12 protein-coding genes are annotated in these 21,760 nt (G+C 47.4%); 2 read left to right on the plus strand and 10 right to left on the minus strand.

Going from position 1 to position 21,760, the window contains the following annotated elements:
* Positions 1 to 77: 77 nt before the first annotated feature.
* The 10 genes from BQ5591_RS10840 to BQ5591_RS10885 all read right to left on the minus strand — a co-directional run bounded on the left by BQ5591_RS10840 (position 78) and on the right by BQ5591_RS10885 (position 19,408).
* On the minus strand, positions 78 to 1,364 hold the full coding sequence (locus tag BQ5591_RS10840; RefSeq protein WP_071149309.1) for an ammonium transporter: 1,287 nt from the start codon (positions 1,362 to 1,364) through the stop codon (positions 78 to 80).
* A 61-nt stretch (positions 1,365 to 1,425) separates the two neighbouring features.
* Positions 1,426 to 1,782: a P-II family nitrogen regulator gene (locus BQ5591_RS10845; RefSeq protein ID WP_022163817.1), complete on the minus strand. Its 357-nt coding sequence runs from the start codon at positions 1,780 to 1,782 to the stop codon at positions 1,426 to 1,428.
* 23 nt (positions 1,783 to 1,805) lie between these two features.
* Positions 1,806 to 2,525, minus strand: coding sequence for a hypothetical protein (locus BQ5591_RS10850; protein ID WP_071149310.1), 720 nt, complete (start codon positions 2,523 to 2,525; stop codon positions 1,806 to 1,808).
* Positions 2,526 to 2,568: 43 nt separating this feature from the next.
* Entirely contained in the window at positions 2,569 to 3,801 is a 1,233-nt protein-coding gene (locus tag BQ5591_RS10855; protein ID WP_022163815.1) for an LL-diaminopimelate aminotransferase, read from the minus strand.
* Positions 3,802 to 3,872: 71 nt separating this feature from the next.
* The gene (gene dapF, locus BQ5591_RS10860) at positions 3,873 to 4,721 is read right to left on the minus strand and encodes a diaminopimelate epimerase (RefSeq protein ID WP_071149311.1); all 849 of its coding nucleotides are present in this window, start codon (positions 4,719 to 4,721) and stop codon (positions 3,873 to 3,875) included.
* A gap of 418 nt (positions 4,722 to 5,139) precedes the next feature.
* Positions 5,140 to 6,870: an asparagine synthase B gene (gene asnB / locus BQ5591_RS10865; protein WP_071149312.1), complete on the minus strand. Its 1,731-nt coding sequence runs from the start codon at positions 6,868 to 6,870 to the stop codon at positions 5,140 to 5,142.
* Between the two features lie 36 nt (positions 6,871 to 6,906).
* Entirely contained in the window at positions 6,907 to 8,256 is a 1,350-nt protein-coding gene (locus BQ5591_RS10870) for a glutamate synthase subunit beta (protein ID WP_071149313.1), read from the minus strand.
* A gap of 132 nt (positions 8,257 to 8,388) precedes the next feature.
* The gene (gene gltB / locus BQ5591_RS10875) at positions 8,389 to 12,924 is read right to left on the minus strand and encodes a glutamate synthase large subunit (RefSeq protein ID WP_071149314.1); all 4,536 of its coding nucleotides are present in this window, start codon (positions 12,922 to 12,924) and stop codon (positions 8,389 to 8,391) included.
* Between the two features lie 290 nt (positions 12,925 to 13,214).
* Complete coding sequence (locus BQ5591_RS10880) at positions 13,215 to 16,115, minus strand: PD-(D/E)XK nuclease family protein (RefSeq protein ID WP_071149315.1); 2,901 nt, start codon at positions 16,113 to 16,115, stop codon at positions 13,215 to 13,217.
* Between the two features lie 17 nt (positions 16,116 to 16,132).
* Positions 16,133 to 19,408, minus strand: a complete 3,276-nt coding sequence (locus tag BQ5591_RS10885; RefSeq protein ID WP_071149316.1) for a UvrD-helicase domain-containing protein — start codon at positions 19,406 to 19,408, stop codon at positions 16,133 to 16,135.
* A gap of 214 nt (positions 19,409 to 19,622) precedes the next feature.
* Between BQ5591_RS10885 and BQ5591_RS10890 the strand changes: the two genes are divergently transcribed.
* Complete coding sequence (locus BQ5591_RS10890) at positions 19,623 to 20,081, plus strand: lipocalin family protein (RefSeq protein ID WP_071149317.1); 459 nt, start codon at positions 19,623 to 19,625, stop codon at positions 20,079 to 20,081.
* Positions 20,082 to 20,214: 133 nt separating this feature from the next.
* On the plus strand, positions 20,215 to 21,714 hold the full coding sequence (locus BQ5591_RS10895; RefSeq protein WP_071149318.1) for a tyrosine-type recombinase/integrase: 1,500 nt from the start codon (positions 20,215 to 20,217) through the stop codon (positions 21,712 to 21,714).
* Positions 21,715 to 21,760: the final 46 nt, after the last annotated feature.

A 21,760-nucleotide genomic window follows, 5' to 3' on the forward strand; every position in this document is an offset into this window, starting at 1 on the left:
AATGATGTGTTAGAATAAAGATTTTCTTTTTTATCTGGTTTCCGGGAAGGCGGCCAAGCCCGCCCGGGATTAAGCTATCAGTTATAGGCCGACTCTCCGTGTTCGTAGATGTCGAGTCCTTCTTCTTCGATACGTGCCGGTACGCGCAGACCATGAATCTTGTCGAGCACCTTGAAGATGATGAAGCCCATGATGGCTGCCCAACTACCTACAATTACTGCACCGAATACCTGTGCTCCGAAGAATCCCCAGCCTGCACCGTAGAACAGACCTTCGCTGGTAGACAACAGTCCGGTAAGTATGGTTCCGGTGAATCCGCATACGCCGTGTACGGAGCTGGCTCCTACGGGGTCGTCAATCTTCAGTACGCGGTCGATGAACTCTACCGAATAGATCATCAAAGTTCCGCAGATGACTCCGATGATAACAGCTCCCAGTGGCGATACGGCATCGCATCCGGCTGTTACACCTACCAAGCCGGCCAAGATACCGTTGAGGGTAAGTGAGAGTGACGGTTTACCATATTTGAACCAGCTTACCAGCAGTGCCATGAAACCACCGGCACAGGCTGCCAGGTTGGTGTTGAGGAATACCAGTGAGATGGCTACCTGATCGTCGGTTGTAGCGGCAGCCAGTTGTGAGCCGGGGTTGAATCCGAACCAGCCAAACCACAGGATGAATACCCCCAAGGCGGCGATGGTCAAGTTGTGACCGGGAATAGCTTTCGACTTCCCGTCCTTTCCGTATTTGCCAAGGCGCGGGCCCAGGATAGCTGCTCCGACCAAAGCAATCCAGCCACCTACGGAGTGTACAATTGTAGAACCAGCAAAATCGTGGAAGGTAGTTCCGAACGTATTCATCATGAACGAACCTTCATCGCCGTTCATCAGCCAGCCGCCACCCCATGTCCAGTGGCCCGATACCGGATAGATCAGTACACTGATGAAGATAGTATAAACCAAATACATGGAGAATTTAGTACGTTCGGCCATGGCACCCGAAACGATGGTGGCCGAAGTGGCACAGAATACGGTCTGGAATACGAGGAAGCCTTCGGTAGGGAGTGAGGCAGGATCGGGCAGACCGTTGCTGTCGAACAGCAAGCTCATGAAGTGGGGCGTACCGAAGAAATCGCCCAGTCCGAACATAATGCTGAAACCTACCAGCCAATAAAGGAGTGAACCTACCATGAAATCCACAAAGTTCTTCATCAGGATGTTGGCAGTGTTTTTTGTACGAGTGAATCCAGCCTCTACCAATGCAAAACCCGGTTGCATGAAGAATACCAGCATGGCTGCCAATAGCATCCATACGGTGTTGACGCCCGAAACCAGTTGCGCCAGTGTATCAGTTGTTGTATCCATAATCTTTTTACTTTAGTTGTATTTGTTGTAATTGGTCTTTGTGTGGTTTGTGAGTTGCGTGCTATTTTTCCTGTTCGGCGTTGTAGAGGGCAATGTCGCCTCGTTCGGCAGTACGTATGCGTATGGCATCTTCGATGGGAATGACGAAGATACGTCCGTCGCCTATCTCGCCCGTTTGAGCTGCTTTCAGGATGGCTTGTACAGTCTTCTCGGCATTTTTGTCACGCACTACAATCGAGATAAGAATACGTTCGATAGAACTGGTGTCGTACATGACACCACGGTAGATACGGGCTTCTCTGGACTTTCCTATTCCCCTGACATCGTAGTAGGAGAACCATTCGATATCCGCTTCGAGCAGTGCGTCCTTCACTTCCTCGAATTTGGTCTTGCGGATGATAGCTTCAATCTTTTTCATACCTTAAACTATTTATGATTGTGTTAGAAACTTATTCCGGCTACGAAGTAGGCCCCTTCGGTACGTGGATTCCAGATGGCTTTGGCAAACAAAGGAAGCGAAAAACTATCGGTGATCCGGATTGCCTTGCTTGCTTCCAGGCTGATGTTGCATACGGTGAAACCGTTTGACCCCGGGCAGTTGCCTGTCTTATTGTAGAAAGCTGTTTCCCATGGAGTAGCACCGATCTCTGCGCTCCAGTTCAGTCCGCCAAGTTTGAAAGGTGCTGCTACCGAAATGTAGGAAGAATAGGCGCGACTGCCATCGTACTTCGCGTAGTCGGCACCTGCGAAATTGGTATACCAGTTAACCGCCAACGGGCCGAAGTCATATCCAACCTGTGCTTCGAACACGTGTGCCGTGCTGTGTGCACCGTAGTGCAAGTAACCATTTCCGCTATTGAACCAGTAGTCTGTAACCGATACGCTGAACCCTCCTGTTGAGTATCCTAAAGTCAGGTCCATTTCTTTTGTATCGGAGCTTTCCAGGCCTACCGAGGCCCATGCAGCCAGTGAAAAACCTTTGTAGGACAATGATACGCCGGGCTGTATGCTGACGCCTCCCAAGTCCTGTCCGCGCCAGATGTAACCACTTACGAGGTCGGCGCCGACCGATGCTTCTACTTTGTCCTGTGCTTTTGCTCCGAAAGCTGCAGATAATAGCGCGATGGCTATTACTCCTGATTTCAATCTTCCTGTTTTCATACCTATTAAAACTATTTAAAGTGAGTAAAAAAGAAATTCTTTTTTATGCCAGCCACTTCCTGATGCGCTTCAGCGCTTCTGTACAGTCTTCGTGTTTGCCAAAGGCTGTCAACCGTATATATCCTTCTCCGCTGGGGCCGAAGCCTACTCCTGGAGTGCCTACTACATTGGCTTCGTAGAGCATTTGTTCGAAGAATTTCCAAGAACTGATTCCCTGAGGTGTCTTCAGCCAGATGTAGGGAGCGTTGACACCACCGTATACCTTTAATCCGGCAGCTTCGAGCCCTTCTTTCAGATTTCGGGCATTTTCCATGTAATAGTCGATGTTGGCTTTTACCTGTTGTTTGCCTTCGGGGGTATAGATGGCTTCTGCAGCCCGTTGGGTTATGTAGCTTGTGCCGTTGAACTTGGTGCACTGGCGGCGGTTCCATAGCTTGTTCAAGGCTACGCGGTCGCCAGTCAGAGTGGCGGCAGTCAGTTCTTTGGGCACTACGGTGTAGCCGCAGCGTACCCCGGTAAAACCGGCGGTTTTCGAAAAACTTCGTATCTCGATGGCACATTTCTTGGCTCCCTTTATTTCGTAGATGGAGTGGGGCACGTCGTCTTCGCGGATGAAGGCTTCGTAGGCTGCATCAAATACGATCAGGGTGTCGTTGTCCAGCGCATAGTCTACCCATTTTTTCAGTTCCGTTTTGGTCAGTGTAGTACCGGTCGGATTGTTGGGGTAACATAAGTAAATGAGGTCGATGCGTCGGTCGGGGATTTGCGGAATGAATCCGTTCTCTTCGGTACAGGGAAGATAGGTGACATTGCTCCAGTGGCCTCCTTCTTCCAATACTCCTGCACGTCCGCACATGATGTTACTGTCTACGTATACCGGGTATACTGGGTCGGTAATCCCCATGCTGTTGTCCCAACGTAGTAGTTCGCCGATGTTTCCGGTATCGCTTTTTGCACCGTCGTTAATGAAGATTTCGGCCGGTGACAGATGGACTCCTCGGGAGGCAAAGTCATTTTTAAGGATAGCTTCGATCAGGAAGTCGTATCCTTGCTCCGGTCCGTATCCGCGGAACGTTTTTTCGCTGGCCATCTCGTCCACTGCCTTATGCATGGCTTCGATGCAAGCCTGCGGCAGTGGACGGGTAACGTCTCCGATGCCCAGACGGATGACATCTTGTTTGGGATGTGTTATCCTGAATGTGTTTACCTTTTTAGCTATATCTGAAAATAAGTAACTACCAGGTAATTTTAAGAAATGTTCGTTTATTAAAGCCATAATCTTTTTTATTTGGTTAGTTGAATTAAGTTTCTGTCAATTGAATGAACGAGCAAAGCTCGTTTTGTTTCTCAATCTTCTATATTAATTTCTCCTTCGAAGACTTGGGTCGCTTCTCCTGTCATCAGTACATGTCGGGTTTCTTGATTCCATTCAATAGTAAGGGTTCCTCCGTCCATGATGATGTCCGATTTTGTTCCGCAACGTCCGGTGATGCAAGCAGCTACGGCGGTAGCACATGCACCTGTACCACAGGCCTGAGTAATGCCCGAACCGCGTTCCCATACTCTCATTCTGATTTTTCCGTCTTCCAGAATTTGGGCAAATTCTACATTGATTCGTCCGGGGAATAAGGGATGATTTTCCAGTTTCGGTCCGGCATCTTCTATATCTATTTCGTTAAGGTCTTCTACGAAGATCACCAGATGTGGGTTTCCCATTGATATGGTGGTACCGATCCATTGTTTTCCTCCGGCAACTATAGGACGTTCCTTCATCGGTTTGGCTCCTAGTCCGTCGTAGTCGACCGGTTCGTCGGCAGGTATCCCCATGTCTACAGTAACGGAATTTACGCTGCTGTCCTTGACATGTAGTTGCAGGATTTTAATGCCCGACAAGGTTTCAAGTCTGATTTCTTGTTTGTGGGTCAGTCCATGTTCGTAGAGGTATTTACCTATGCATCGGCTGGCATTTCCGCACATCTTGGCTTCTGAGCCGTCGGCATTGAAGATGCGCATGCTGAAATCACCTTTTTCCGATGATCCGATCAACACCAGTCCGTCGCTGCCTATTCCCGTATGCGGAGCACTCCATTTGATGGCAAGTGTTTCCGGATACTCGATAGGGTAACGTTGGGTGTCTACATAGATGTAGTCGTTTCCAGCTCCGTGCATTTTAGTAAATCTAACCACTCTTGTCATTTTGTCTTTTAATAATTGATTGGTATATCTTTTTGTTTTATTTCAATGCAAATATACGACGTTTTGATTATTTTATATTTGTATCCCTGTCTTTTTTCTAAATATTTTAGCTTTTACTTTCAAGATGAATAGATATTGTGTGTTTAGGTTTCAGATTGGAATATTATAGGGATATATTTCTACAATCTGAAAGTATGACTTCTGGAATACTTCAGAATAGAGGAGAGCCTTTTTATGTATCTTGGTCCTATTGATAAAAGTTTCGGATTGTGTGATAGTAGGTGATTAACTACATTGTAGACAGTTTATTGGTTGTAAGGATAACGTTTGCATACTATAAAAATGCAAAAGAACCATATCTTTATCCTATATTAAGGAAAGATACGGTTCTTTTTAAGATTTACGATGGAGAGATTTATCAATATGCCTGTTCGTGAACTCCGGCAACTGCACGGCCGCTGGGGTCGTTCAGATTCTTGAAGCTAGCATCCCAAGCCAGAGCCTCGGCGGTCGAACATGCTACGCTGGGTATACTGGGTACCGAGCGGGCTGCCGATTCACTGGGGAAATGTTCTTCGAAAATACTGCGATAATAGTATTCTTCCTTGTTTTGTGGCGGATTGATAGGGAAACGCTCGGCAGCATGTACCATTTGTTCGTCGCTTACGGCAGAAGCGGTTATGGCTTTCAAAGTGTCTATCCAAGAATAGCCTACACCGTCTGAGAACTGTTCTTTCTGTCGCCAGGCTACACTGTCGGGCAGAAGTGAGGCAAATGCGTCGCGCACCACTTTCTTTTCGATGGTATGACCCGGGCACATCTTTACGGCAGGGTTAATACGCATGGCTACATCGAGGAACTCTTTGTCGAGAAATGGCACGCGTCCTTCTACTCCCCATGCCGAGAGGGATTTGTTGGCACGAAGGCAGTCGTACATATAGAGTTTGGAGAGTTTGCGTACCGTCTCTTCGTGGAAGGCCTGTGGAGTAGGAGCTTTGTGGAAGTAGAGGTAGCCTCCGAAAACTTCGTCGGCTCCTTCACCACTCAGTACCATTTTGATACCCATCGACTTGATGACCCGAGCCAGCAGGTACATCGGAGTAGAGGCACGTACGGTAGTCACATCGTATGTCTCGATGTAGTAGATAACATCGCGGATGGCATCCAGTCCTTCCTGAATGGTATAGTTGATTTCGTGGTGTACGGTTCCGATATGTTCGGCCACGAGGCGTGCCTTTTCCAAATCGGGAGCTCCTTTCAGTCCGACGGCAAAGGAATGCAGTTGCGGCCACCAGGCTGCCTGGGTACTGTCTGTTTCCACACGCTTGGCGGCATAAAGTTTGGCTACAGCCGAGATGACGGAAGAATCAAGACCGCCTGATAGCAGTACTCCGTAAGGAACATCACTCATCAGCTGGCGGCGAACGGCATCTTCAAGGGCGGTACGAATGGCTGACACTTGCATGCGATATGCTTCGGGATCGCAGGCCGAGGCGGCAGAAGTGCGTGTCTCGTTATCTGCTTTATCGGTATAGTTGTCTTTGACTGCATCGTATTCAGTCCATTCGCGTTTGTACCAAGGGCGCATTTCTCCTTCGCGGCTCCAATAGTAGTGGCCGGGCAAGAATGGTTCGTATTCGTCGCACATGCCTTCCAGAGCTTTCAGTTCGCTGGCACAATAGACGGTACCATCCTTGTCTTTACCTATATAAAGAGGTATAACACCAATGGGGTCGCGGGCAATGAGGAATTCGTCGCGTTCTTCGTCGTAAAGGGCGAAAGCAAAGATACCGCTTAGATGTTCGATGAAGTCCTTTCCGTAACGGCGATATAGGGCAAGGATAACTTCGCAATCGCTACCAGTTTGAAATTCATAGTCGCCAGCGAAGTCGCGCCGGATGTCGCGATGGTTATAGATTTCGCCGTTTACAGCCAGAATCTGTTTGCGGTCGGGTGAGAAGAGCGGCTGTCCTCCACTTTGAGGATCAACGATGGAGAGTCGCTCGTGTGCCAGTATGGCCGATCCGCCGCAATAGATTCCGCTCCAGTCGGGACCGCGGTGGCGTATGCGTTTCGCCATGGTGAGAGCCTTTTGTCTCAGTTCTGGCGTTTGATGTTTAATATTGAAGATGCAGGCTATTCCACACATAATATTTACGTTTTTTGTTGAAGGTTAGTGATGAATTTATTTCTCCTTATCGGATAACATCTGTTCGATGTCTTTAGCAGCACGGCGTCCGGCAGCAAGGCATTTCACGACGAGCGAGGCTCCTGTGGCGGCATCGCCGACTATCACAACATTGGACGGAAGCTCCGGATGTTTGGGTTTCAGGAAACCCATGGCCAGAAGTACCATATCTGCTTCGATAATTTCTTTTTTCCCGGTGGGTTTCATTGTGGGACGTCCGCCGTCGGCAGCCGGAATCCATTCTACTTCTTCTACTTCGACACCGGTTACACGACCGTTCCGTCCAATGAATTTGTTCGAATTCAGGCTCCACCGCCGGATACAGCCTTCTTCGTGACTGGAAGTTGTTTTCAGCACGACAGGCCATTGGGGCCAAGGAGTGGCTGGATTGTATCCTACGGGCGGCTGGGGCATGATTTCGATCTGAGTGACGCTTACGGCTCCTTGTCGGATGCTGGTACCGATACAGTCGCTTCCAGTGTCTCCGCCACCTATAACGAGCACTTTCTTACCATGAGCGTTCACCAGTTGTTCTTTCGGGAAGGTTTCTCCGTCCAATATCCGATTCTGCTGTGCCAGCATGTCGAGTGCGAAGTAGATACCTTTCAGGTCTCGTCCGGGAATGTTAAGGTCGCGGGCTTCGGGAGTACCGGTGCACAATGCATAGGCATCGAATCCTTCCGGAAGCTTTTCTACATCAACGGTTACTCCCATTTCCATGTGGATGCCTTCTTCCTTGAGAAGCTTCATGCGTCGGTCGATGATTTCTTTAGGAAGCTTGAAGTTGGGGATGCCGTATCGCAGCAGTCCTCCCGGCATGGGATTCCTGTCGAAGATAGTGACTTCGAATCCTTGGGCGTTAAGTCTGACAGCTGTGCTTAGTCCGGCAGGGCCTGCACCGATGACTGCCACTTTCTTACCGTTTCTTACCGGTTTCAGCGGACGGATGTAGCCTTCGCGGAAGGCGGCTTCGGCTATGGCTGCTTCGTTTTCGCGGATAGTGACAGGAGCATCGAATGACAGTTTCAATACACACGACTTCTCGCACAACGCAGGGCATATTCGGCCGGTGAACTCCGGAAAGTCGTTGGTTTGCGATAATATTCTGTAAGCCATTTCCCATTTTCCCTTGCTGAGAGCAGCCTGAAACTCCGGGTCTTTGTTGCCCAGCGGGCATGCCCAGTGGCAGAAAGGTACGCCACAATCCATACACCGGCTGGCCTGAAGTTTACGGTCGTGGCTGTTCAGGGTTTGCTCTACCTGGCTGAAGTCGGTGATTCTTTCTTCTATCGGTCTGTAACCCGCTTCCTGGCGGGGTATATTTAAAAATGCTTTTGAGGTTCCCATGTTGTCATTAGTTTATGAAGTTCACTTCATTAGGAGTTAAAGAAGTTATCTTTCCGCTTCGCTTCATTAGACATTAAAGACGATGGTTTCATGTCTGGGAAGGAAGTTTTGCTTCTTTTGTTCCTTTATCGTTTAATAGTCTCTCTGCATGTCGGCAATCTTCTGTTGCAACTTGCGCATTTGCTCTTCCTGCAATACCTTTTTGTATTCGATAGGTACTACTTGGATAAACTGGTCGACGTAGTGTGTCCAGTCATCGAGCATGACGCGTGCCAGTTTCGAACCGGTGTACAGATAATGTTGCCGGATGAGTTCGTGCAACTCTTTTCTGTACGATGCTTCTTCGATTAACGAGAGTTCTACCATTTCCATGTTACAGAAATAGTCGAAATTTCCTTCTTTATTCCATACATAGGCTACGCCTCCACTCATACCTGCAGCAAAGTTTCGTCCGGTTTTACCCAGTACAACGACACGTCCGCCGGTCATGTATTCGCAGCAGTGATCACCTACACCTTCGACTACAGCAATGGCTCCCGAGTTACGTACGGCAAATCGCTCGCCCACACATCCGTTGATGTATACTTCTCCGCTGGTTGCACCGTATAGCAGGGTGTTTCCGGCAATTGTGTTCTTTTCGGCTTCGAAGTTGCTTCGAACAGGAGGCAATACGGCAATGCGTCCACCGCTGAGTCCTTTGCCCAAGTAGTCGTTGGCTTCGCCTTCCAACTTGAAGTTGACACCTGGTACCAAGAAGGCTCCGAAACTTTGTCCGGCCGAACCTTTGAACTTTATATTCAGGGTATGCTCCGGAAGTCCTTTAGCGCCATACTTTTGGGCGATGGCTCCCGACAACATGGCACCACAGGCACGATCGGTGTTGGCGATAGTATATTCTAAGGAGATCTCTTTCTGGTTCTCCAATGTTTCGGCAGCAGCGTGGAGGATTTCTACATCCTTTACGTGGTCGATGCCGTGTTGTTGGTCGGTGACGTGGCGTATAGCAGCTCCGTTCTCTACACGGGTAAGCAATTGCGAGAAGTCGAGCAAGGCATGCTTGGGGTTCTTGTAATCGCGTTTACTTCGGATGATGAGATCCGTCCGTCCGATGATGTCGTCCATTCTTTCAACTCCGATTTCGGCCAAATACTCGCGTACTTCTTGTGCCAGGAAAGTGAAATAGTTCACCAGGTATTCGCTTCGTCCTCTGAAGCGTTTGCGAAGTTCGGCATCCTGGGTGGCTACACCTACGGGACATGTGTTCTGATTACATTTACGCATCATCACGCATCCCAGTACGATCAGGGCGGCAGTGGCGAACCCATATTCTTCGGCACCGAGCATAGCCATCAGTACGATGTCACGTCCAGTCTTCAATTGTCCGTCTACTTGCAGGAGGACTTGTCCGCGCAGACCGTTCAATACCAGCGTCTGTTGCGTTTCGCTCAATCCGATTTCGGGCGAGATACCTGCATACCGGATGCTTGATGCCGGTGATGCTCCCGTGCCTCCTTCGGCTCCAGAGATGACGATTAAGTCGGCCTTGGCTTTTGCCACACCGGCAGCGATGGTTCCTACACCGCTTTCAGCAACCAGCTTGACACTGATTTTGGCGTGCGGGTTCACGTTCTTCAGGTCGAAAATCAGTTGTGCCAAATCCTCGATAGAGTAGATGTCGTGATGAGGTGGAGGCGAGATGAGCGAGATGCCCGGGATGGAGTGACGAGTGCGTGCTATGACTTCATCTACCTTGAATCCTGGCAATTGTCCGCCCTCACCAGGCTTGGCACCTTGGGCCACTTTGATTTGGATTTCGTCAGCATTGACCAAGTATTCGGTTGTCACGCCAAAACGTCCGGAAGCTACCTGCTTGATGGCACTTCTGGTTTCGTTGTCGAAGCGTGAGCTGTCTTCTCCTCCTTCGCCGGTATTGCTGCGTCCGTGCAGACGGTTCATGGCAATGGCAATGGCTTCGTGGGCTTCCTGGCTGATGGCACCGAACGACATGGCTCCGGTGACAAACCTTCGCACGATGGATTCGACAGGCTCTACACGGTTAATGTCGATGGGATTATGTCGGAAATCCAGGAAATCGCGCAAGAAGATAGGCTGTTCTTTTTCATCTACCAAGCGGGTAAATTCTTTGAACTTCTTGTAACTTCCCGTACGTGTAGCCAATTGCAGGGTAGCTATGGTTTCGGGATTCCATGCATGTTTTTCGCCATCTTTACGGAAGGCGTAGATACCTGCGTTGGGCAAAAGTTCTTTACCGGCTTTTGTCGTATCTTCGCTTTCGGCATGCGAGCCCTCTATTTGAGGATGGGGATTTCTGAATCTGAATTTGACAATTTCTTCCAAACCGATACCACCTATGCATGATTTCAGTCCACCGAAGTAGGCATCGCTCAATTCCTGACTCAACCCTACAGCTTCGAATATTTTTGCACCGCGATAAGAACGGATGGTACTGATACCCATCTTACTCATCACTTTGAACAAACCTTTGCATACGGCTTTGATGTAGTTTTTCTCGGCTGTGGCATAATCCAGCTGGATGTCTTTGTCGGCCACCAATTGGTCGAGTACGGCGAAAGCCATATAGGGGTTCAGAGCACTGGCTCCGAATCCGAGCAGCAGGGCTGCATGCATAACTTCGCGTATTTCGCCACTTTCTACTACAAGGGCTGTCTGTACACGTTTGCCTACAGAAATCAGGTAATGATGTACAGCACTGACGGCCAGGAGTGAAGGGATGGGGGCATGTGCGTCGTTTGCCTCACGGTCGGTCAGAACAATATAGTTAACTCCTTCATTGACACTTTCTTCTGCTTGCTTACACAACGAGGCAATGGCTTCTTGCAAACCGTTTCTTCCTTTGGAAGTATCGTAGAGCATAGGAAGCTTTACTGTTTTAAATCCTTTGTAGCGAATGTTGCAAAGCAAATCAAGTTGCGTATTGGTCAATATGGGGTGGTTCAACCTTACCATTTTGCAGTGTTCGGCATTAGGAGTCAGGATGTTCATTCCCACAGCTCCGATGTATTCGGTGAGCGACATGACCAATTCTTCGCGGATTGGGTCGATAGGCGGATTGGTGACTTGAGCGAATTGCTGTCGGAAATAGTTGAACAGCAATTGTGGGCGATCACTCAATACAGCCAATGGTGTATCGTTACCCATGGCACTTACGGGCTCGGCACCATTTTCGGCCATGGGCTGAATAATTTTTTCGATATCTTCGCGGGTATATCCAAAGATGTGGAGCATGTCGCTATAATGAGGTACACTATGTGCAACTTTTCTTCCGCTTTTCAGTTCGTCCAATTCGATTCGGTTGGTGGCAAGCCATGCGCGATAAGGCTTGGCTTCAGCCAGTTGGCGCTTCAGTTCGTCATCATAGTAGATACGTCCTTCCTGTGTGTCAACCAACAGGATTTTTCCGGGTTGAAGGCGTCCTTTTTCTTTTATGTCGCCTGGCTCAAAATCCATTACACCTACTTCGCTGGCTACTACCATCGTGTCATTTTTTGTAATGAGGTAGCGTGCAGGACGGAGACCGTTTCGGTCGAGCATACCACCAGCATATCTACCGTCGCTGAAGAGCAGAGCGGCAGGACCGTCCCATGGTTCCATCAAGATGGAGTGGTATTCGTAGAAAGCTTTCAGGTCTTCGCTGATAGGATTCTTTTCATTGAAAGATTCGGGTACGAGCATGGCCATAGCATGAGGCAGACTCATACCGGACATGACTAGGAATTCAAGCACATTGTCCAACGAGGCCGAGTCGCTCATACCTGGTTGTACGATGGGGCGTATTTCGCGTATGTCTCCCAATGTGGGGGTGGACAATACCGATTCGCGGGCTTCCATCCATCCGCGGTTTCCTCGGATGGTGTTTATTTCGCCGTTGTGTGCCAGCAAGCGGAAAGGCTGGGCGAGTCCCCAAGTGGGGAAAGTATTAGTACTGAACCGGCTATGAACCAAAGCCAGACCACTGGTGAAGTAACTGTTGGTCAAGTCAGGAAAGTACCCTCTTAATTGCATAGACGATAACATGCCTTTGTAGACAATGTTCTGGGTCGATAGCGAACATACGTAGAAGTCGTTTCGGGTAGGAATGTCCGACCTTCTTATGCGGTTTTCTATTCTTTTCCTTATAATATATAGTTTTCTTTCGGCTGTCTGGCTGTCGGTGAATCCGGTAATAAAGATTTGTTTGATGTCCGGTTCAGCAGTCAGTGCTGCTTCCCCTAAAATTTCGGGACATGTGGGTACATTTCTCAGGTGCATCAATGTGAGTCCATCTTTCTCAATCTCTTCAATGATGATGCTAAGAATAGCTTCCTGATCTTTTTTATCTTTGGGAAGAAATAGAATACCTGTTCCGTATCGGCCTTTTTCGGGCACGGGAATTCCCTGTAGTAAGATAAACTCATGGGGGATCTGCAACATGATACCTGCCCCGTCGCCAGTCTTGTTGTCAGCACCTTCAGCACCGCGATGGCGCATGTTTTCAAGCACTTTCAGAGCCGATTCAACCAATTCGTGGCTTTTGTTTCCGTGGATGTTTACAATCATTCCTACACCACATGCATCGTGTTCGTAAGACGGATCGTATAGTCCTCTCTTTTCCTTTGTTTTGTTGTTAAAAAGTTCTTGCTTTACCATCTTGATTAACTTTATTTCCTGTAATACCTATTATTTGTGTCAAAATGCACGGCAAATATATGGTATTAATTTCAAAATGGTAAATTTTCAATAATCTTGTTTATAATAAAATTAAAGCATTTGTTTAAACGGTTACGATTGGTTGATAATTTAGTAATTAAATATACTAAACTGAAAGCATATTTGTGCTTTTTAATTTCATATTGTTATTTTAACATATTGAATAAGTTTTTTAATTGGATGCATAAAGCCATATAGGTGGCATTATGCATTGTGTTCCGTACTTCAACTTATCCCCAGCATAATTTATGAAAATCGCAATATTCGCATTTTTTCGTGTCATCAGTTTGGGTAAAAGGTTCTTGCGGATTGAATATCTCGTTCAGCAAGGCTTGTAAATGTTCGCGGAAGTCGTCTTCGTAAAGAGCAAAGTTGAGTACTGGAATTTTGGGCTGACGCGGAGCACCTATCTCAATAACCGGCGAATAGGTGTCGGAAGCAGCCTTGTGGATATAGAGAAGGGCGGGTGCTACTTTTAGGGATTGTTTGCGGCACATGATGGCGGCATACAAGAAGGTCTGGAAAATGTAACCCGGGCGATTCTCAGAAGGGGTGAAAAGCTGTCCAATGTTCTCAGGTGTCTTAGGTAAGCCTCCTGTTTTGTAGTCAACAATGCGCAAAGTACCATCCTTGCTATCCATACGGTCAATAGTGCCACCAATGTTTACTGATAGTTTTCCTTTGGAGGTCTCAATCTCGATACTTTCTTTTACAGTCTTTTCCATAGCTTCCATGCTGAAGGGGGCATATTGCAAGTCGTTTCTGAGCAGTTGTTTCAGATAGGAAACAATGACCCGTGCGTGGATGAGTTGGCTTCCGTTGTATTCAGGTTTTTCCTGAGGAGGTACATGGAAAAACTCTTCTTTAAAAGCTCGGTTGACGTACTCTTGCAGTCGTGCGTCGTCTTTGAGTAATTGTTCGAGATCTGTTTTATGTATTTCCTTCTGGTGGCTGGTAAGGTCGGTATATACCAGTTCGGCAGAACGGTGGAAAATAGTTCCAAACAGAGCTGAATTGATTTCGGCATTGACTTCATCAGGTGCTTTAAGGCCGGCTATGTAACGGAAGTAAAACTTCAGTCGGCAGTCCAGATAAGAGTTCAAAGCCGAGGGAGATAGCAGACGCTCGGGATGGAGACGGCTGTTGTAGGTGGCGTACATTGTACGTATTACTTCATCGGTTTTATCAATTTGGATGGTGCGACCTTGCTTAGGTGATTGAGCTGCTTCGAGGTAACTGTGGGTAACAGTATGAGGCGATTCGATGAGAAACTGCAACATGAAACGTGACATTTCTCCCCGGTTCAGCCCGTCGGAAGAAGTATTGTAGAGCAGGGTGATATTTTCGGCACGTTGAATGAGTCGATAAAAATAGTAAGCGTAGACAGCATTTTTGTGTTCGATGGTAGTCATGCCGAAAGCTTTGCGCAGATTGTAGGGGATGAAGGATGATTCGCCTTCGGCTTTGGGCAACTTGCCTTCGTTCAGTGAGAGGATAAGCAGGTTCTTGAAATCTAGGTTACGTGTTTCAAGTACTCCCATGACCTGAAGTCCGATGGCAGGTTCGCCATGAAAAGGGATGTTGGCCGAAACCAGCAGGCGGTTGAGCAACCGTTTCAGGGTGTCGAGACGTAAAGTCAATACCTCATCTTCAATCAGGCTGAGCAGACGATTGATAAGAGTATAACCTTTGAACAGCGATTCGCGGTAGAGCTGGTTGTATAAGTCGGACGAATCGTCTTCGTGGCGGTAGAGAACAGCTACTTCCTGTATCATGTCAATGAGGTAGGTGCACAAAGCCTGAATGCCGTTTTGTGGGGTGAATACCTTCTCCAAAAAAGCATCTTGTTTAAGTTCGGAAGGAAGAGGATAGAAACGGTTGTTGCGTGTAAGCGACAATTCGAGTGCCGGAGCCGAAGGGGATAACTGACGGGTGTAGGGATGCTTCAACACGTTAAGCACAGCTTCGTAGGTGTAGCGGCCCGTATCGGTGCGATAGCCGGAGGTTTGCAGTTCGACAAGGGCGTTGATGAAGTTGTACACAGGTGTTTGTGCCAGTGGAAATCCCATGGTGACGTTGACGTCTTTAATGTCTGCCGGGAGCGAGTGAAGCACTGGCAAGAGAAGGGCTTCATTACAAAGAACAATGGCGTTTTCTTTCAGGTTCTTTGTAGTGTCAATGCTTTGACCCCATTGAGGAATGAAGCGTGCCTGTGCATTCTCGGTAGGAGAGGAGATATACTGTATTTTTTTGTTGCTCCGCAAGGTGTCGAAAACCGATTCGGGTAACTGATTGGGAAAAATCTTGAGGTTTTGCAAGATGAATTCACCTGCTTCGTGTGTATAGGGTGGCTGCTGTTCATGAGGCAGACGGGTGTAGAAGATGTCGTAATCCCAGTAGAAAAGAGCTTTGCCAGCCTCTTGCAGAAGGGAGAAGAAGGCTTTCTCTACCTTATTTAATACGTTGAAGCCTACGAAGACATAACGATCGTAGCGGGGAAGCAGAGGAATACCGGCATTGAAGTCGGCTGTAAGTTGTTCGAGTACGTTGCGATACATCATTCCTTCGTAAGCAATGCCCAGTTGGGTCAGGCTGTCGCGATAATGATGGTAAATATCGTTCAGTTTGTCCCAAAGGGAGATGAAACGTTCTTTCAGCAACGTACGTTTTTCGATAGAGAAGTTCTGAAAGAATTGGCGGATGGCTTCTTCCTGTTCGTGATCGAGGAAGCTATAGTCGTCCATCAGATTTTTCAGGTCTTGTAAGTTGGTGAAAAGGCGGTCGGCATCTACAAGGTTCTTGTCGACATCATCAAAATCGCTGATCAATAATTCACCCCAAAAATAGAAGTCGTCGAGGGTTTCGTCGCTATGGGTTTCTTGGACGAATATGTTGTAGAGTTCGCATACCAAGCGAATGGGGTCACCAAGTTTCAGGGGGGATAGCTGACCGAATAATTCGCTGATGCTGACATACGAAGGCGACCAGATGGGACGGTCGGCTTCGGCTGCCAGATATTCGTTGAAGAAAAGGCTGGCACGTTTGTTGGGGAAGACAATGGCTGTGCGTGACAGGTCATTACCTATCTTATGATAAAGGTCGTGGGCTACCAGTTGGAGGAAAGTTTGCATCTTGCTGAATTTTTATTTTATTTGTTTTTTGTTTTTTCTTGTTTCTCGAAATCTACCTTTTCTACTTGTTGCATGTCTACATACCACAAGTAACCGTTTATGTGAGAGGCAGTGTAGCCCATACGTACCAGCAGGCGCATGTAGTCTTGAACCTGTCGGTTATATCGTTTACTAGGCTTACCAAATTTAAAATCGACAACCACGATATCATCTCCTTTCATCATTACACGGTCGGGACGGCGGTTAAGCAGTTTTCCGTTGTCAAGCCAGATGATGTCGCACTCGTTGAACAGGCGCCATTCTCCCGAATACCATTGTTTGACTTCGGGTAGGGAGAAGGCACGTCTGGTAAGCTCTCTGATTTCGTCTGCGGTTGTTTGGTGGCCGATGACACCTTCGGCTACAAGGTGTGAGACTGCATTGTCAATGTCGGCTTCGGTTTCGATGGCTGAGAAGAGGGTGTGAAGCAGGCGTCCGCGGTTGATGAAACGTTGTGCAGATTCTTCTTCATCGATACCGGCAATGAAATCGGCTGAGCGGTTGGATTGTCTGAATTCGATGTCGTGCTTCAGGCTTTCCATACGTACCGGTTGTTTATGGGGACTGAAAGCCAACTTGTTGGCAGAAGTTTTATTTTCCTGTCCGGATAGGGTCGAAGGGCATAGAGAACCACTCTCAAACGTAGCGAATTCTTCGTCCCACAGGCTTCCTTCGATGGCTTTGGCTACGGAAGGAAGTGCGTTGGCCAGCAATTCGGCTACAGTGCCACGCTGGTCCTTTTTGCTCCATACGATGAGGTTTTTTTCGGGGCGGGTGAAAGCTACGTATAATAGATTCAGGTTGTCGACCCATAACTGAAGGCGTTCATCCAGATAGTCGGAACGGTAAACAGATTCAGCCATGAGAGGACTGTAGGTAACGGGAACCAAGTCAAGTGCATTGTAGGGGGCAGAAGGCGCTTGGCACCAGACAAGCTGGTTGTTGGTTTCGTTTTCCAGTTTCCAGTCGCAGAATGGGATGAGCACGGTGTGGAATTCAAGTCCTTTCGATTTGTGAATAGAGAGGATACGTATGCCATCCACTTCGCCACTAGGGATTGTCTGGGCACATAGTGTGTCCTCCCAATGGCGGATGAAGTGACCGATGTCCGAAGGATTGTCTTGCAGATATTGTGTCACGGCATCGAAGAAGGAGAACAGGTAGGCATCTTGCTTTGCGACGAGGTTGAGGTGCAGGATGCTGTATAGTTCTTCTAACAGTTCGTATAGAGGCATGAGGCGAAGTTCTGCGGTGTGTGCACAGAAAGCTTCGGGCAGTATGCCAGAGTTCGGTTCGGCGAATAACTGATGCCATTGAACCGGGGAGGTAGCCACGTATTGGGTGTAGTTTGTCGCAAGCGAGGCTTGCGATATTTTGTCATCAGAATCGAGCAGGATGCGTAGGGCATCTATCAGCATGCCGACTGCTACGGATGCATCAAGACGAAAAGCTTCGTCAGAGACGATAGGCAGGCGGAGTTCCTGATCGAAATAGTCGGCAATGAGAGGAATGTTTTTGTTTTTACGTACCAGTATGGTGATGTCGTTTAGCAGTATACCGCTATCGAGTAAATGACGTACTTCGTTGCCTAATGCAATCAAAGTCTGTTCAGTGTAGTTGTGGTCGTTGTCGGGTTCAAGGAAACTGGCCTTTACATAGCCGCGCGACAGGCTGCGTGGTGATTCTTGGGCGACATCAGCATAGGCATTCTTCAGTGGGTGGCATTCTTCGTGCAGTTCGTCCAAGTGCAGAGCATTCAGATAATCGACGGCTTGGGTGAAGAAATGGTTGTTGAACTGGATGATATTGGTTTCGCTTCGACGGTTTGTTTTCAGCGTTTCCACACGAATGGGAAAACGGTTGGAACCAAAAGAGTCTTTGTTGGTAGAACTGCCAAGGTTATTCAGAATGCTCCAGTCGCCGTTGCGCCAGCGATAAATGGATTGTTTGACATCGCCCACGATGAGGCTGTCGGCACCTTGTGCGAGGCCTTCAAGCAACAACATGCGGAAGTTGTCCCATTGCATCCGACTGGTGTCTTGAAATTCATCGATCATCACATTGTGTATGCTGGCTCCGATTTTTTCGAAGACGAATGATGAGTCGCCCTCACCCAGCAGTCGATGCAGCAAGGCATTCGTGTCAGACAGCAGAAAACGGTTCTGTTCTTTATTAAGGATACGTACCTGTTCGTCTATGTGGTTTAGCAGCTGTAGTTTGTCAAGATGTTGTAGAGAGAGGCGGCAACTATTTACTGTTTGGTTGCGTTGTGGACGTAGTCTTTCTGAGTCACGCAAAAGGGGCATCAGACTGCTTTCGGCTAAGTGGATGATGTCTTTTTTGCGCGTCGATGTTTTCGATGCCCAGTTTTGCGGGTCGTCGAGGCAATTTTTCAGGGTAGTGTTCAATACATCTTTGTCGGCCAGTTTTCCATCGCGCAATTTACGGAAATAACTTCCAATGCTTCGTGTCCCTCCTTTCAGATCGTCGGAGGTGAGGGCATGGGCTTCGAGTTCGCCGACGAACTGATCGTAGAAAGCTTTCATCTGTTCAAGGGCATCTGTCAGCATTTCACGCAGCACGTCGCGATAAAGTCTGACGGCTTGCGGATCGCGTAATTTCTGGCGCAGCATTTCGCCACGTTCAATGTAGCCTTCGTCGAAGATGTTTCGTCCGAATCGTTTTATTTCATCAGATACATTCCAGCGTTTGTCGTCGGCAATACGTTCGTCGATGTAGGCCAGAAGCCATGCCAATACGGGTGAGGTGGGAGTGAGTTGGTCGATAAGGGTATCGACGGCATCGCTCAATACTTCGTTGTTGTTCAGTTCGATATTCAGGTTAGGGCTCAGTTCCAGCTCGCGTGCAAGATTACGCATGACGGACTGGAAAAAGGAGTCAATGGTTTCTACGCGGAAGCGGCTATAGTCGTGTAGAATGTACTGTAAAGCCATGCCGGCGCGTTGCCTCAATTCGCTGGTTGTACAGGGCTTGGGCATGCCTGTCTGGTGATGGCGTGCGAGGTCCTCTTCTATACGTTTCAGGTAAGCGTCGGATGCGGGGTCGGCCTGCCAGATACCGTACAGTTGCTGCAAGATACGTTCCTTCATTTCGGTAGTGGCCTTGTTGGTAAAGGTCACAGCCAGAATCTGCCGGTAGGCTCTTGGGTTTGCTATCAGGTGTTTGATGTACTCGACGGCCAAAGTGAATGTTTTTCCTGACCCGGCGGATGCTTTGTATACTAACAATTCCATGTGTAGATTTTCATTTTCTGAACAAAAGATGTTGGCAAAATTACGTAAAGTTTGCGTAATATTCAAGGGCTGATTGTTTGGTTGTGTGTCTGCAATGTTTTATCTTTGTCAATAGGAAGAGTAGAACGAGAGAAGTGAGTGGCACATGCTGGTGGCAACTGTGTGACATTACCGATTTTGTTGACTTCTCTACACATAATAAACTTGAAAGCGTATGAAAAACATTCTGATTCTTTTGTGCTCTATCTTAGGATTGAGTGGTTGTGGCTCTGTTATTGCAAGTAAGGAGATTGACAACCGGACGGTGCAGACTTTCGATGTGACTCGTTTTATGGGAAAATGGTACGAGATAGCACGTTATGATCATCGCTTTGAAGAGGGAATGAATCGGGTGACAGCTACTTATACCTTGCTTGATAACGGACGGATTGAAGTGCTGAATGCTGGTTATAAAGACGGCAAGTACAAAGAGATTAAAGGAAAAGCCAAACAACCTGATGCTGCTGATCCGGGCAAGTTGAAAGTATCGTTCTTCTTGTGGTTTTATGCTGATTATTATGTGCTCGACATCGATCCCGACTATCGTTATGTGCTGGTAGGAAGTAGCAGCGATAAGTATCTTTGGATTATGAGTCTTTTTGTAGGGTATTTCATGAAATTACATATTATGTAAATATACTGATTGTCAGCACTTAATACATTTTGTGGTTTGCAGGAAAATACGTATATTTGCAGTAGTTTTCGTGCGAAAAGGTCACCTGAAGGTCACCAAAGAGAGCGGAATATCACTTGTAAATAAACATATTATGGAGAAGAAGGAGACGAATAAGGTCACTAAAACGGCAAAAATGGAAGCCAAAACCACTTCAAGGGGAGAAAAGTGCCTCGCCAAATTCACGGCTGCAAATGGCAACGTATATGGTTCATTGACTCTTGATATACGAAAAGCAGGAGATTACTCGCAACCGCTTCCTGTTGCCGTGCGTATATGTCATGCTGGACAGAAGGTCTTTCTTCGTTTGGGCAAAACATACACTATGGAAGAATGGTTGACCTTGTGCGAATACGAGAAAAGTGGCCGTCGTGTTCAACTGACAGAGAGAAACGACATGAAAAATCTAATGGATAGGGTGGAACTTATCGCCAATCAACTTATCGCAGAAAACAACTTCTCTCTTCGCAAGCTGCAAGACAGATTTCAGGGTAGAAAAGATGATGACAGCACCATTATTACAGTGTGGGATTCATACATTCAATCTAAGACCAATGAGGGCAAGGCTGGTTCAGCCCGTTGTAGCAAAGATGTTCGTAACCGCTTTGTGAAAGACTTGGGTACGGATGTATCATTTGCTGATATTAACAAGGAGTTTATCATGAAGTGGGTAAAAATCATGAAAAAGAACGGACTGAGTACAACGACCATTGCCATCGCACTTCGTAGCCTCAGAACAATCATCAATATGTGTATCTCAAATGGTTTGATGAAGGGTGATACCAAGGAAATGTTCAAGGACACAGGTTACAATAAATCCCAAAGCCGCAAGCATGAGTTTCTTGATGTAGCTACCATGCGTAAACTCTATGACTTCTGGAAAGCAGGTGAGGCAAAAGACAAGGATAGGAACGAGTTGTTTCTTGGGCGAGAAAAACATGCTATATTTCGCGACCTTGGATTATTCCTCTTTATGTATTTAGGCGATGGACAAAATCTTGCTGATACACTCCGTCTGACTTATGATGAACTATACTATGCCACTCATGGCAAACAGTTGCGTTTTCTTCGTCATAAGACCCGGGAACGAAACGAGAGTGCCAGTGAGGTAATATTTCCTGTTACACCTGAGATACAAGAGATACTCAACCGATATGGTAATGCTCCAAAACTTGGGCGAAGGGTATTTCCCATAATGAGCGAACTTATTACCCCTGAACAGGAGATATGGGTTATCCAACGTTATAACAGATATATACGTGAGCACATGGCAAAAGTCGCTAAACTCATAGGATTGGAACAAACACCATCACCAACATGGGCAAGACATAGCTTTGCTACCAATCTCAATAATTCAGGTGTCGTACCTTATAAATATATAAGTGACAGCATGGGGCATAGTGGTGGCAGTGACATCACTTCCAACTATATAGGCACCTATCCTCTTGCGAAGATGTTGGAGTACAATTATTATTTGCTTAATGAGAAGCCTAAAGAAACTGCCCCAGTTGTAGATAAGAAAGCTTTGTTGGAGATGCTGAAGGGCTTAAGCGAAGAGGAGAGGATGGAACTGATAGCTAATCTATCTGACTAATTATAGCTGTTTACCGCAAGAGCACCAAGTGAAATACCACAAAAAC

Origin of the sequence: Bacteroides ndongoniae (assembly GCF_900108345.1) — a bacterium.
In the GTDB taxonomy this organism is placed as follows: domain Bacteria; phylum Bacteroidota; class Bacteroidia; order Bacteroidales; family Bacteroidaceae; genus Bacteroides; species Bacteroides ndongoniae.

Bases quoted from the DNA above. Each gene is read 5' to 3' on its own strand.
- BQ5591_RS10890 (WP_071149317.1), top strand. From the start codon at position 19,623: ATGAAAAACATTCTGATTCTTTTGTGCTCTATCTTAGGATTGAGTGGT.
- BQ5591_RS10870 (WP_071149313.1), bottom strand. From the start codon at position 8,256: ATGGGAACCTCAAAAGCATTTTTAAATATACCCCGCCAGGAAGCGGGT.
- BQ5591_RS10855 (WP_022163815.1), bottom strand. From the start codon at position 3,801: ATGGCTTTAATAAACGAACATTTCTTAAAATTACCTGGTAGTTACTTA.
- dapF (WP_071149311.1), bottom strand. From the start codon at position 4,721: ATGACAAGAGTGGTTAGATTTACTAAAATGCACGGAGCTGGAAACGAC.
- gltB (WP_071149314.1), bottom strand. From the start codon at position 12,924: ATGGTAAAGCAAGAACTTTTTAACAACAAAACAAAGGAAAAGAGAGGA.
- BQ5591_RS10880 (WP_071149315.1), bottom strand. From the start codon at position 16,115: ATGCAAACTTTCCTCCAACTGGTAGCCCACGACCTTTATCATAAGATA.
- BQ5591_RS10850 (WP_071149310.1), bottom strand. From the start codon at position 2,525: ATGAAAACAGGAAGATTGAAATCAGGAGTAATAGCCATCGCGCTATTA.
- BQ5591_RS10895 (WP_071149318.1), top strand. From the start codon at position 20,215: ATGGAGAAGAAGGAGACGAATAAGGTCACTAAAACGGCAAAAATGGAA.
- BQ5591_RS10845 (WP_022163817.1), bottom strand. From the start codon at position 1,782: ATGAAAAAGATTGAAGCTATCATCCGCAAGACCAAATTCGAGGAAGTG.
- BQ5591_RS10885 (WP_071149316.1), bottom strand. From the start codon at position 19,408: ATGGAATTGTTAGTATACAAAGCATCCGCCGGGTCAGGAAAAACATTC.
- asnB (WP_071149312.1), bottom strand. From the start codon at position 6,870: ATGTGTGGAATAGCCTGCATCTTCAATATTAAACATCAAACGCCAGAA.
- BQ5591_RS10840 (WP_071149309.1), bottom strand. From the start codon at position 1,364: ATGGATACAACAACTGATACACTGGCGCAACTGGTTTCGGGCGTCAAC.